The following is an 11,919-nucleotide window of genomic DNA, read 5'->3' as shown; positions in this document are numbered from 1 at the left end:
AATTCAGTCCAGGGGCAATTCAGGCGGGATGAAAGGCGGGGCGGGGAATCGGGGCCAGGCTGCGTTCAGGGGCAGGAGCAGAGTGGTCGGTCTGGGCTGCTGATCCCAACTGGGTCACGGGTGATTACAGCGATTAATCCAAAGAGGAAAAATCTAAAATGGCATATTCTGCAATCAACTCCCTGTTAGAGAAATTTATCTCAGGGGAAGATACGAGTCTGAAATTAGCCAATCAAATAGAAGTGCTAATAGACAATGAATTTCCAGATGATGATTTCCTTCAGGAAACGGTAGAAATGCTCGCATGTTATCGTCCAGAAGGTGACGATTCCGTGTTAGGGATTGACCTGATACGTCGTCGCCTTGTAAATACTCATGAATATCTGGCAGGACGTGTTTAGTTCTTGCAAAGGGAGAAGCCGTTTTCTTCCGGCCGCAAAGGCGTGCAGCGGTATCGCTTGTATAAAGTAATGTGAGGTGGTCATGTTGAGTTATTCGTTTGCGTTGCCGTTGGACTTTGCGGATTACGAATGGGAAGTGACGGCGAAGGGGCACTTCTCAGAAGCGCAGTTGACTGTCGCCGGAAAACACTATCGCTTGAACTTCTATGACGCCGCGCGTCTCAGCCAAGAGATCGAAAGCGAGTTCGAGCGCGGTGGGGTGTTCTTTGAACCCAACCTGATAATCGTTCGGTCCGTGACCAGGGCGGAGATGGAACATGCCACGGAACAGCTTATACAATCCAGTTTGATAGCCTCGCTAACACCAGAGTAGGCAAGCTGCGCTCTCTCAAGGCAGTCCATGCAATCACGAGGCACTCGCGAAGCAATCAGTGCCGAATGCCAATAAAAAGAACTGGTACACGATCGATAATATGGGCGTAATTCATAGATTTCAGGGTGCGAACGGAAAAATGCACAGGGCAGGTGACTCGTCACAAAACGGCGGCTTGGAAGGCATTGACCCGTATGCGAAGAAGCGTCTGGAGGAAATACAGAAAGCAGGAAAGGCAGTCAAGACAAAATGCGACTAGATGGTGCTTCAAGTGTCGACATCAGACACTCACTGGCCTATTCAACAGACCGTGACGACTTTGTCTACGTACATGCCTCGGTCGGCAACTTGCAGCTCTGTGACCCAGATCAAATCGCGGTATGCGAAGCCGTTGAAGTGGCGGTCGCTGATCTGTTGAGCAATTTGAGAATGCAGGATTCGCTGCCTGGCAGCTTTTGTGACGAGCTGCGCAATCGAAATGCAGCCGAAGCATATGGCGCTCTATATAGCTGGCAGTTTCGAGATGGCCCCTCCCCCTTTCCGGTCTTGGATGATGATGTGTTGCCTCAGTACTTCACGGCAATTCCGGATGGCCCGGAGCCATTCTTGGGGCATATGTCATATGCCATTCTCGAGCAAGAACACCATCGCTACAGATTGCTTGTCCAGCGCCCAGATACCAACCAAGTTCGTGAGACGCAGGTTGCCGTGTCTGACTATGTAAGCGCTTGGGAAAATCTGCATCAATCTCTGTCCGCCATTCGTTTTGAACGACAAAAGCAACAGTACCAAACAGTGCAGGAAATTCACGGCGAAACTGTTTGCTACTCAATTGACGGCACTGAAGTTGAAAACAAGAAGAACTATGCTCATCGAAAGGCGATTGCTGCAGCCTTGTTTTCCTATCTGGCCACCAGATCGCTTCTTGGCGGCGAAGCTACCGAGAGGGCGAGGCAGGGAACACTTGAGCGAGTACGCTGCGCCGATCTCAACGAGTTGGGATGGCTGCTCAAGAATGTCACTCTGGACAGATGGATAAATTCCAAGAGCGCCCGAATGACGCCTCCCGACATTTCTCCGCTCGATGACGATCTGAATCGGCTACGACAGGCGAATCCCTACCTGAGTGGACTCGGCAGCAACCTGACTAGCCACACCGGATCGAGCCCTGCCGGTTGATAAACACCGAGCCCCACTACCAGATAAAGATGCTCCCCATACTCAAATTGGTCGATCATTACCCAAATACGGATCGAAGCCCCAGGCTAGAGAATGGCATGTTGGCGCCAATGGTAATTTGCAGCCGAAGCGTGATATAGAATTTACTGGGTGGTTATCAGCGCAAGAGAGGAAAGCCACTATGAATAACGCAATGAGAATGTGGATTAGAGACAAAGATGAGACACCTCAAGGATTTCCACTTAAAAAATTATTAAGAGGCGTACGCAGCCTGTTTGGCGATGAACATTTTAAAGTAGAGGTTTTCAGAGCAGATGGCTACGGCTTTCAGATTAACTCTTGGAACTCCACCTTAGAAAAAGAAGAATGTATCGTGGTTGACTTTCTCGTTTTAGAAAAACTAGCCGAAGGAACCGAGGAGTGGTTTTATTGGCTTGACGCTCGAATTTCCTCAGTTTTTTGTAGCGTTCGCTTGGGCCTACATGACAGCTCAGCCTTATACGTAGAAGCAACAAAAACGGTACTGACAAAACTAGAAGGCTTGTTCGTCGACGTATATTACTCAACAGTTTCTGAATAGCAGCCCAGGGATTGCCCGAATCTGCTGCGCGCCACCCGTGCCGACCTGGATGAGCAGTTCGCCTGGGATCCGGCCGGCAATCTGCTCGATTCCGCCCCCGGAACGCCGCCTCCTCGCCAATACCGATGCCAGGGACCATTGCCCACTGGGACGAGGGCCTCGCCCACCTGAAGGCGCTTCCCGCTCCCGAACCAGCCCAGCGGCCCCGGCTCGCCCTCGTCACCCGCAATCTCCTGAAGCAGTATCAGGGCACCCTTTACGAGCCTCAAGCGACCAGACGGGACACGGGGGAAGCGCATTTAAACAATTTGAGCAAAAGGGCAATGCACTTCATCACACGGTTGATTTGGATGAATTTGGTGACCGAATGGAAAAACATAAGGGGGAAGCTGGAAAAACGGTCGACCTCAAATCGCTTAAATGCAAGGATGCGAAACCATGATTAGATCCGCAGAGGAATTTATTAAATTATGTTTGAGCCAAGATCCAGAGGAAATTAACAAAACCCTTTCGGATAGCGCGGCACTCGAAACATGGGTTAAAGTCATCGAAAAGCATCCGGAAAGACGAATCGACGTTGCGCAAAATCGAACAATTTCAGAGGAAGTTATGCAGATTCTCGCTTCTTGTGATGATTCGACTGTGCGTTCGCTAATTGCACAAAAGCGACGGTTAGCTCCCGACTTGTTCCCGCTACTTGCAAGAGACCCAGACGAGACTGTGCGCAGAGCAATTGCTGCTAACCAAAAAACTCCTCTCGAACTTGTAAGGATTTTAACCACTGATTCTATTGAAAGCGTGGCTTCTGTTGCCGAATATAACTTGCGAGAGCGGTTAAAGGACGAACGGTATGGATATTGATGACAGCGCGAATGGCGCGAGACTATGGGGGATCAATCCGTCGCAAACTGCGGCGCCCGGTCACCCTGGCAGTGCGGGCGCGCAGTCTGCAGGAACCTATCACGCTGGATATCATGTTCACGGTGCAGCAAATGACAAGCTGATCTATCAGACGCTCAAGAGCGTTGAGAAGCGTGGAGGCAACGTCGAGAATGCGCTCAGGGACATAGGCCAACGAATGGAAAACGGAACCTGGCAGGCTACCTACCAGTACTGCTGCCCCTGACGGAGAAACATCATGCTGCTTGATATGCCAGAAGTGAATTCGCTCCTCGATGAATTGAGGAAAGAGTTTGAGGCGACCGACTTGAGCAGGCTGTATCAGGCCTATTTGGACCGGTTCAATTCGGTCACCGAATGGAAATTCTCATCCGGAGACTACTATGCGCCGATACCATATGAGTCGGAGCGAATGGGCTTCTCGCCCGATGCTCCGGTCAAGAAGAAATACAAGAGCGTAGATGAGGCTCGCTGGCAGGGAAAGTACAGCGCAGGATTTGTCGATGGCCTGCATGTCATCACGGTGCTTCCGAGTCAGCGCACAGTTAAAGCGCTGCACGCCACCCTCTACGATGAAGTTGGTTCAGTTCTTGAGGTCCGCACCGTCGCATTCAAGTGGATCGGCAAGCCGGAAAAAATGCAGTCCCAGGTGCGTAGTGTCGGCAGAGTGATTTCAAGGCCTGACAACACAAGACTTCACGTGGGTGTCGGCATAGGTGGCGCCTTCGCCGTTAGCTTGTATCAATATTCCGATGAGGGCCGCCCCATTCGAGCAAGGGCAATGTCCAAGGGATACCCAGGTGAGGCTGCGTGGGAGTACCGCTACACGCCGGACGGGCAACTGCACGAAATCACCACAGGGGGCCCCGTTCCGCTGTGGAAGCGGAAGCGAGGCTGAGCCGGCCGAAGTAGGGCTCTTCCGGCTTGTCCTGCGGAAGGCACCCGCCCATCGGCCATGATGCGCGCAAATTAGCATAGAGGAACAATCCTGCCGGCCAGCTGCTGCGCGCCACCCGCGCCGACCTGGATGAGCAGTTCGCCTGGGACCCGGCCGGCAATCTGCTCGATTCCGCCCCGGAACGCCGCCTCCTCGCCAATACCGATGCCAGGGACCATGCCCACTGGGACGAGGGCCTCGCCCACCTGAAGGCGCTTCCCGCTCCCGAACCAGCCCAGCGGCCCCGGCTCGCCCTCGTCACCCGCAATCTCCTGAAGCAGTATCAGGGCACCCTTTACGAGCATGACAGCGACGGCAACACCATCCGCAAGGTCAAAAAGGGCAAGCCCGGCGAAGCCGCTGTCAGTCTCAGTCTGCACTACGACCCGGACAACCGCCTCGTCAAGGTCATCCGCCCCAGGGCAAAGGCCATCTGGAAGCCGAGTATGCCTACGATCCCTTTGGCCGCCGGATCGCCAAGACCGTGCGCATCTGCGTCGCCCAGGCCACCGGCACCCACGACCGGGCGGCCGAGACTTTCGACAGCGAAACCCATACCGCTTTTGTCTGGGACGGCGACACCCTGGTTCAGGAGATTCAGGCGGACCGCAGCATCAGCTATCTCTATGAGCCGGAGAGCTTTGTTCCCCTGGCCCAGGTGGTCTCCGATGTCCCCGCCAGCGCCTATACCCAGGCCACCGCCGATGCCCTATGCCAGGCCCGGGAACAGCGCCGGGCCCAAGCCGAGCAGGAAGCCGAAGCCCTGCAATGGCTGGAACTGACCGACAAGGCCGCCGCCGAACAGCTCAGAAAAGCCCATGCCCACAAGAGCACTCCATGACAAAATACTAAGCCATGAGAATTGGAAGCCAGGCCTCACCAATCCCCTCTCCAGGGCTGCCTTGAGCTCATGGGGAGGGCTACGCGCCGATGTTCCACGCAACCTACCCTGTTGCCATCGCAGCGGCTTCATGCCACTGGCGAACATTGATTTCCCCTTTGGGTACAAATGAACTTCAAAGCGCTCCACCTGATATTTCTCATGCTTCCATGCTTTCCGCCCATCACGGCAGCACAAGGAGTGCCTATGACGAACCTGGAAATCGAGCTTCATACTCGCAAGCAGGAAAAAGCGCTATGGGTTGATATCCGCATCTCCAATCAACGAGAGACTCTCGTTTTGATCAGAAAAAGCGACGAAAGGATTTCTCAGCTTTTTGAGGAGACCTTTGAAATCCGTGAAAGCGGCAATGGTAGCCTGATTCCCTATACCGGCCCCTTGGTAAAGAGGAGAGCCTACACACTGGCTGACTTCGAGCCCCTGAACCCGGGGGAATTCATAAAGAAAACGATCAGAATCGACAACGCCTACGCTCTTTCAGAGGCAAAAACGTCCTATCGAATACGGGGGCACCTACTGCTTTGGGAGCGTGAAAAAAGCGCAGCTGGCGCAGTAACAACGAAGTGGCATGCCTTTACCTGGCCTTGATCGAAACCGTTCCCCTGGGGCAAACCGCGGATACCCCGGCCAATTTTCGAAAGAGAGATGCACATGCCAGACAATATTCTCCAGAACGCCCTCATGTACTGGAATGACCTACCCGGAGCAGAACTACTAAAACGTGTTTTCACACAGCCTGTCCCCATTGAAAAGATAAGCCTATTCTCCATAAATATCGGCAGAGACGGCCCAACCATCATCATCGATTTTGACTTAATCAACAAAATCCCCGACGCCCCCCCACAAAAGTGGACCACCTCCAAATTCAATCGCTGCAGACTTGGAATAAATTGCGGCGGCGTGAAAGAACTTTCCATTACCGGATGGGACGTGGAAAACATTGTTGACGTGAGCATTCAGCATATATTTGCGCAAAAACACAGAGTATGCTTGAAAAACGATAAATTCCACCTTGAATTTATGTGCTCAACTTTGACGATAAGCGGACCTTCTGTGTATTTGAGTCACTGAATCGGCGCCCCGTCATACACGAACCAACACCCAGAACAGCCATTCACTGCACCGCCCAGAACAAAATGGCGCCAGCCTCAAACGAAGATCAAGCCTCTGCCACAGGACACCAGCTATGCCGAATTTAACCGTAAATCATTTTTACAGAATAGAAGACTTAATCGAACTGGTAAGAGACAAAAAGGACAGAGATAGCATTTACATGATCTACATTCCGGCAAGCATTGAGGTGCTAGAGGCCGGAATGATTGTTTACGTGGGGAACGTACCTGACTTTGATGATGACGACAACGAAATCATACCCGCACATATTCTTGAACAGGGCCTTACTCAAGGATATATGCGCGAACAATTCCAGGATGTAGTTGATTTGGCCTATAGACAAAAGAAATCAGCTTCAACGGAAGAAGTAATTCTATGCCTTAACCATTACTCAAAACACGATGACTTCCTAGATTTGCAATAGCCCCAAAGCCACAAGCACGCCCTTCTTGCTTCAGTTTCCATACCAGAAACCTAACACTCTCGTAGCCTTTGGGTTCTAAACTGATACCGGGTAGCATCCATTCAACAAACACTCTTTCGAGCGGCGGACAAAACAGGGAAACAAGAAGATTTTCGGCGCGGACCAAAATATAAATAAAAACGCACCGGCACAAGCTGCATAGACCAACAACACAGTCCGCCGCCCTCAAGGCTAACGCATGGAATATAAAAAAACCATCACCCCATCAGGAAACGTGCAGTTCCGTACTGAAGTGCACATGGACCTTGATGAGTTCAAGTCGCTAATGAGCAAGCTGGCATCAAAATTTGAATTACCGCCTGAGTGGATAGCCATGCCGGAGGCTGAAATTGGAAAAATCACCACAAAATCTATAGAAATTTACGCAAAACTGGACTTCGCCTACGGCCTTGAACTCGACTGCAAGGGACTCTCGACTTATGAGACATCGTTGGTGGAGTCAGTTCTTGCAGAAAACGACCCGGCAAATACTATTAAATTTATCTTTGAAAAAGAACGGCAATCATGAACGGCAGAATGTGGATTAGAGATAGGGACGAAACGCCTCAAGGATTTCCACTGAAAGAACTGCTGAGAGGAGTTCGCAGCTTGTTCGCACGAGAACAGTTTAAAGTGGAAATTTATCGGGCAGAGGGCTACGGACTTCAGATCAACACCTGGAGGACTGCCTAGGAAAGGGAAGACCATATTGTGGTTGATTTTTTCGCTCAGGATGCTCTGACCAAGGGAACAGCAGAGTGGTTATACTCCCTTGACGCCCGCTTCATTTCAACCTCTATGACCGTTGGCCTTGGCTTACATGACAGCTCAGCCTTATACGAGGAAGCAACGAACAATGCGCCAAACCAACTGAAAGCGTTATTCAACGATATTACCTATGAAAAAGTTCGTGAGTAGCGCACATAACCGAGGACCGGATTAAAGACAGGCAATTTAAACTTACTGACTGGCGTACATTTAAAGCTTTTATAACAACCAGGACCCGACCAAAATCTTGCCAGTCTGTTCCAGCATGCATACAAACAGGGAAAAGCAGTGGCTCAACCATCAATTTACAAAGACAAAGACGCCAGACTTGCCGGCAAGGTCCTAGGCTTTGATTTTCAACACAGCACAGATGCAATCTGGTGTCGATACGACACTGCAACCGACCTGTATTGCCACTTCAACAAAGCACTACTACCGCACAGCACCGCAGAGTTATTCTTGCTGACTGAAGTCTTGCCGAGCACCAAGCACTCAAAAATCAGCGAATTTCAAGGAGCCTTTGGTCGGGAAAACATGTTGGGAACAAATAAAATCCGAACATTCCGCCAAAAAATAACAAAACAGGCTACCGATATTTTTCTGGATGCCGCACCTCTTGATTGCGCAGAAGAATTTCCCGCTTACTTCAAGGCAGTTTATAACTCAGCTTCTGGATTTATTTTAGGTGAAAAACTGGGCTCCTGCAGCGGAATAGCGGAAGCCCTGCGCAAAAAAACGCTTGATGGTTTCATTGTAAGTCTTATTGACCACCATAAATTTATTGGTCTATTCACGGAGGACAACTTTGGAGGCAGAAGCATTGTTTATATCGGCAATTCCTTGATCAACACGAGCCGTTTATCTGAACAAAGCCAGCACAAATCCAATGATGAACTTCTCGAACGAATCCGCGCCTACGGAGAGCGGCTCGCCAACCGCAGAGTAGTTGAACGTGCCATCCTGTAACAATCAGGATAATTGACCCGCCACTGCTGACAACTGGTTATTTATTACACAACCGACCGGCAGACCTGAAAAGAAATCCATCAAGCAAAGCCCCATTGAAGAACCAGACATCAGAGCACAAGAAAATGAAGAAGAAGTGGAATGAAATACTTAATGACGCAAAGCCTCTTGTGGATTTTCTTTCGAATGACAACCTATTTGACAAACCTTACAAAGACACAATTGGAGCTTTTGTTGTACGCGACCCAGAAACAGGAATAATGTACGCCACAGACCATTCGAACGACGAATTGATCGACTGGGAATCCATATCAGATTCCGAAGAAACATTTCCAGAGAACTTCGAATGGAACGGAACAATTGATCGCCGAGTACTAATTGACGACTACTTTGGAATAGAGAAAAAAAACCTCAATGGAGCAGACACAAAGTGGACAACGCCAACATCATGCATTCTCAAAGAACTAATGTACAGAGACATACGTATTCTGCTCACCTGCTATGCGAACGATACCTTCCCCCCAATTTGGAAAGACATACTGACCGTATATCTGAACAATGGATTTCCTTGTGGATGGAAGCCTCATCCCCTGGGTGGAAAACTGGTGGTTTTTTCAAATCTATGAGCAACCCCTTAACCCAGCAGACGACTAGAAACCCCTTGACAAGCGACCCCAACCAAAACACCAAGAAAACCAACAATCATGCATAAACGCCAAAAGCGGAAAACCGATAAAAAAGGAACCCCGGCATCCTCAGCATCAACATATTGGCTATGCGACTCAGACCAGAAAAATCTTGCGCGAGATGCAGAAGAAAACAACAAGGATGCCGCGTTCAGGCTTTATTTGCACTATGCCTTTTCAAATCACGACCCAAACAAATCCCGCTATTGGCTACAAAAGGCAGCACAAAATGGCCATGCGATTGCTCAATACAGCATTGCCCATGATCTTATCTACGGAGAGCACACCAACATCCAGGAAGCAGAAATATGGGCAAACGAATCAATAAAAAACGGGAACCAAAGCGCTTTTGAATTAATAGAAAGAATAGAAGCGATAAAAAACCATTCTTTACTAAAATCACCACAGCCTGCTGAACAGCAGCAGTTTACCCCCAAAACAATAGTGCGGAGAAAATACAGCTCATCTGGCTAGAGAGCAAGACCCTAGTGAAAGCAAAGTAGCTCCGCAATCGCAAAGACGGAATAAAAAAATGGGAGCGAACGGAAAGTAGTCACAGCCAAAAAGAAATATACGGAAGCATTTAGCAATGAATTCATTAATAGAGTGGGCAAATATAATTTCTCGCGATCTTGATGCCGCCGGTTTTCATGCAGAAGCAATGGAAGTGCAACATCTATCTCAATTGGCAGCAGATCAGAAGCGACCCAAAGGTAAGCGCGATGAAGCAGTTGCGCAGCTAATCAATCGCTGTCACATGAAATGGCTTGGCGACCTTTACCTTCCTCAGTTATCGCAAAACGCGTGGTGGTCTCGATTAAACAAGCTTGCTCGGGCCGCCCAGCAAGCCAGCAAAATACAATCCAGAACACGAAACAGGTAATCTTTCGCACCCACAAAAACGAAGTCATCATTCACGACATCGTTGACTACCATAAGTGACAAACATGGCATGGGAATACAGGGTAATGACCCGCGAGGACGAATTGGCGATCTATGAGGTCTACTACTATGAAGACGGAAGGATCAAGGGATACAGCGCGACTCCAGTTTTTCCTGTAGGCGAGACCATAGAGGAGCTGAGGGCTAACTGCGATCTATATATAGTGGCGCTCACCAAGCCAGTGCTTGAATATGGCGAATGACGATTTGTTGCCGCAAAGGGCGAAGTAGCGTCCTCCTGAAGATTTCCGCCTTGTGCTAGACGCCTTGGGGCTCAAGGGGATAAGGCAGGCGCTCTCTCCCGCTTGAGCGGCCCTCACGGTCTGGGCAGCGCCCGCAAATCCGTGCTCAGGCTGTAGAACTCCCCGCCCATCCTGCCGACGCTGCCCAGCTGTTGCTGGTCGATCTGCATGTCTTTCCAGAGGGCGTCATCCACGTGGATGAATTTCACATCCAGCAGGGCGACGCTGCCGCCGCCGGGGAGGCTGCTGATGCGCAGGACTTCCCGCAGCCCGCATTCGTACCGGACCGGGGAAGCAGGCACGGAAAGGCTCCCCACCCCGTGGCTGGGACAGGAGGCGATGCCCGCTGCGGCAAATTCACTCTGCTCGGGGGGCAGGCTGGCGCAGGAGCGGTTCATCTGCTCCAGGAGCGCGGGGGTGACGATGTGCACCACGCATTCCCGGGTTTCCTGCAGGTTCCTCAAGGTGTCCTTGTCCCCGCCTTCCCTGGGGTTCATCTGGGCATACCAGAGCACGGGCGGATTGCAGCTGGCCACGTTGAAGAAGGAATAGGGGGCGATGTTCGCCACGCCATCCCGGGACAAGGTGCTGATCCAGGCAATGGGCCGGGGCGTGATGCCGCCCACCAGCAGCCGGTAGATGTCCTGGGTATCCAGGGCCGAGGTATCGAAAAGCATGCTGTTCCTGATAGTCCGGTTCAAGGGTGACGCCTGGGCGCCGGCAGCCTCAAGGGCGGCAGTCCCGGAGTTTAGGGGAAGACACCCCTGGTCCGCATCCCGGCGTGGCCGGCAGGCTCAGCCGCCGCCCCGGCAGAAGGCCGGCATGTCTTTCTCCCGAAAACCCTGGCGGCCACTTCTTCGGAATCCGCCAGCAGGCATCGGCATCACGCGTTTTCTCCATGGCCCCTCCCTGAATCACTGGCTGGCCCCGCGGCTAGCGCCGCTCCAGGTAAATCTGGTAGCCGGTGCCCCCTTCGTAACTGCGTTTCTGCAGCGTCAGCCTCCCCACGGGCAGGTCGCATTCCTGGGATACGCCGCCCCAGATTTCCTCGCGCTTCCCGTTGCGGCAATCGGCCCCCGCCAGAATGTTTTCGTACTCCAGGATATCCGTCGTCCGGTCATTGGCCAGCAGGAAAGCCATCCGCACCCGGGGTTCCGGGGAGCCGGGCTCCAGCCGCTCCGTACCCTGACAGAGCTTGAATTCCGCGTCGGGCTGGCGGGCATAGCAGCGCTCGGCGGTGCCGGCGCTCCGATCCTCCATCTCCACCTCCTGCACCCCCAGCCCCAGCTGCCGGGCCAGGGCGGGGAAGCTGGCCGGAGGCGTTTCCATCACCAAGCGCAAGGTGGCAAAGGGCAGCCGCATGAAGTCCGGGTGGCCGCTGCCGGCGGCTGCCGTGCCCATGCCCAGCAGCAGGAACGCCAGGAAGGCCCCTGACCGCCAACCCATGGCGGATCGCAACGCAGTCAGC

19 protein-coding genes are annotated in these 11,919 nt (G+C 51.9%); 16 read left to right on the top strand and 3 right to left on the bottom strand.

The window, feature by feature from the left end:
- Positions 1–158 precede the first annotated feature (158 nt).
- The 7 genes from G474_RS23555 (at position 159) to G474_RS0115120 (ending at position 4,331) form a co-directional block, all read left to right on the top strand.
- Positions 159–401 (top strand): hypothetical protein, encoded by a 243-nt coding sequence (locus tag G474_RS23555; RefSeq protein ID WP_156919298.1) that lies wholly within the window; start codon positions 159–161, stop codon positions 399–401.
- Between the two features lie 82 nt (positions 402–483).
- Positions 484–774, top strand: coding sequence for a hypothetical protein (locus G474_RS21070; RefSeq protein WP_156919297.1), 291 nt, complete (start codon positions 484–486; stop codon positions 772–774).
- Between the two features lie 249 nt (positions 775–1,023).
- Positions 1,024–1,953 carry a hypothetical protein gene (locus G474_RS23550; RefSeq protein ID WP_156919296.1) on the top strand — a complete coding sequence of 310 codons (930 nt, stop codon included), beginning with the start codon at positions 1,024–1,026 and terminating at the stop codon, positions 1,951–1,953.
- 181 nt (positions 1,954–2,134) lie between these two features.
- Positions 2,135–2,533 (top strand): hypothetical protein, encoded by a 399-nt coding sequence (locus G474_RS23545; protein ID WP_156919295.1) that lies wholly within the window; start codon positions 2,135–2,137, stop codon positions 2,531–2,533.
- Between the two features lie 438 nt (positions 2,534–2,971).
- Positions 2,972–3,394 carry a hypothetical protein gene (locus tag G474_RS23540; RefSeq protein ID WP_156919294.1) on the top strand — a complete coding sequence of 141 codons (423 nt, stop codon included), beginning with the start codon at positions 2,972–2,974 and terminating at the stop codon, positions 3,392–3,394.
- Complete coding sequence (locus G474_RS22885) at positions 3,384–3,659, top strand: hypothetical protein (protein ID WP_084513794.1); 276 nt, start codon at positions 3,384–3,386, stop codon at positions 3,657–3,659. The genes G474_RS23540 and G474_RS22885 overlap by 11 nt, the downstream gene beginning before the upstream one ends.
- A gap of 12 nt (positions 3,660–3,671) precedes the next feature.
- Positions 3,672–4,331 (top strand): hypothetical protein, encoded by a 660-nt coding sequence (locus G474_RS0115120; RefSeq protein ID WP_026687709.1) that lies wholly within the window; start codon positions 3,672–3,674, stop codon positions 4,329–4,331.
- Positions 4,332–4,402: 71 nt separating this feature from the next.
- On the opposite strand, the gene G474_RS0115115 is transcribed toward G474_RS0115120, so the two are convergent.
- Positions 4,403–4,750 (bottom strand): hypothetical protein, encoded by a 348-nt coding sequence (locus tag G474_RS0115115; RefSeq protein ID WP_026687708.1) that lies wholly within the window; start codon positions 4,748–4,750, stop codon positions 4,403–4,405.
- A gap of 104 nt (positions 4,751–4,854) precedes the next feature.
- On the opposite strand from G474_RS0115115, the gene G474_RS0115110 reads away from it, so the two are divergent.
- From G474_RS0115110 to G474_RS0115080, 9 genes are all read left to right on the top strand, one after another.
- Complete coding sequence (locus G474_RS0115110; RefSeq protein ID WP_026687707.1) at positions 4,855–5,211, top strand: hypothetical protein; 357 nt, start codon at positions 4,855–4,857, stop codon at positions 5,209–5,211.
- Positions 5,212–5,457: 246 nt separating this feature from the next.
- Positions 5,458–5,859, top strand: coding sequence for a hypothetical protein (locus tag G474_RS0115105; RefSeq protein WP_026687706.1), 402 nt, complete (start codon positions 5,458–5,460; stop codon positions 5,857–5,859).
- A gap of 63 nt (positions 5,860–5,922) precedes the next feature.
- Positions 5,923–6,342, top strand: coding sequence for an Imm50 family immunity protein (locus tag G474_RS22880; protein WP_169729531.1), 420 nt, complete (start codon positions 5,923–5,925; stop codon positions 6,340–6,342).
- 115 nt (positions 6,343–6,457) lie between these two features.
- Positions 6,458–6,808, top strand: a complete 351-nt coding sequence (locus G474_RS0115100; RefSeq protein WP_026687705.1) for a DUF7716 domain-containing protein — start codon at positions 6,458–6,460, stop codon at positions 6,806–6,808.
- Positions 6,809–7,046: 238 nt separating this feature from the next.
- A complete protein-coding gene (locus G474_RS0115095; RefSeq protein WP_156919293.1) occupies positions 7,047–7,376 on the top strand; it encodes a hypothetical protein in 330 nt (109 codons plus the stop codon).
- Positions 7,377–7,903: 527 nt separating this feature from the next.
- The gene (locus tag G474_RS23535) at positions 7,904–8,581 is read left to right on the top strand and encodes a hypothetical protein (protein ID WP_156919292.1); all 678 of its coding nucleotides are present in this window, start codon (positions 7,904–7,906) and stop codon (positions 8,579–8,581) included.
- 125 nt (positions 8,582–8,706) lie between these two features.
- The gene (locus G474_RS22875) at positions 8,707–9,207 is read left to right on the top strand and encodes a hypothetical protein (protein ID WP_156919291.1); all 501 of its coding nucleotides are present in this window, start codon (positions 8,707–8,709) and stop codon (positions 9,205–9,207) included.
- A gap of 78 nt (positions 9,208–9,285) precedes the next feature.
- Positions 9,286–9,741 carry an SEL1-like repeat protein gene (locus tag G474_RS23530; protein WP_156919290.1) on the top strand — a complete coding sequence of 152 codons (456 nt, stop codon included), beginning with the start codon at positions 9,286–9,288 and terminating at the stop codon, positions 9,739–9,741.
- Positions 9,742–10,235: 494 nt separating this feature from the next.
- Positions 10,236–10,412, top strand: coding sequence for a hypothetical protein (locus G474_RS0115080; RefSeq protein ID WP_211228125.1), 177 nt, complete (start codon positions 10,236–10,238; stop codon positions 10,410–10,412).
- A gap of 113 nt (positions 10,413–10,525) precedes the next feature.
- Here the strand turns inward: G474_RS0115080 and G474_RS0115075 are convergent, their stop codons facing one another.
- Together G474_RS0115075 and G474_RS0115070 are read right to left on the bottom strand one after the other, a co-directional pair.
- The gene (locus G474_RS0115075; protein WP_026687702.1) at positions 10,526–11,128 is read right to left on the bottom strand and encodes a flavin reductase family protein; all 603 of its coding nucleotides are present in this window, start codon (positions 11,126–11,128) and stop codon (positions 10,526–10,528) included.
- Positions 11,129–11,384: 256 nt separating this feature from the next.
- Positions 11,385–11,897, bottom strand: a complete 513-nt coding sequence (locus tag G474_RS0115070; RefSeq protein WP_026687701.1) for a hypothetical protein — start codon at positions 11,895–11,897, stop codon at positions 11,385–11,387.
- Positions 11,898–11,919 lie beyond the last annotated feature (22 nt).

It is taken from the genome of Azovibrio restrictus DSM 23866, from assembly GCF_000429665.1.
GTDB lineage: Bacteria > Pseudomonadota > Gammaproteobacteria > Burkholderiales > Rhodocyclaceae > Azovibrio > Azovibrio restrictus.
The sequence above is the reverse complement of the archived record's forward strand: the minus strand, read 5'-3'. Positions and strand labels throughout refer to the sequence as shown.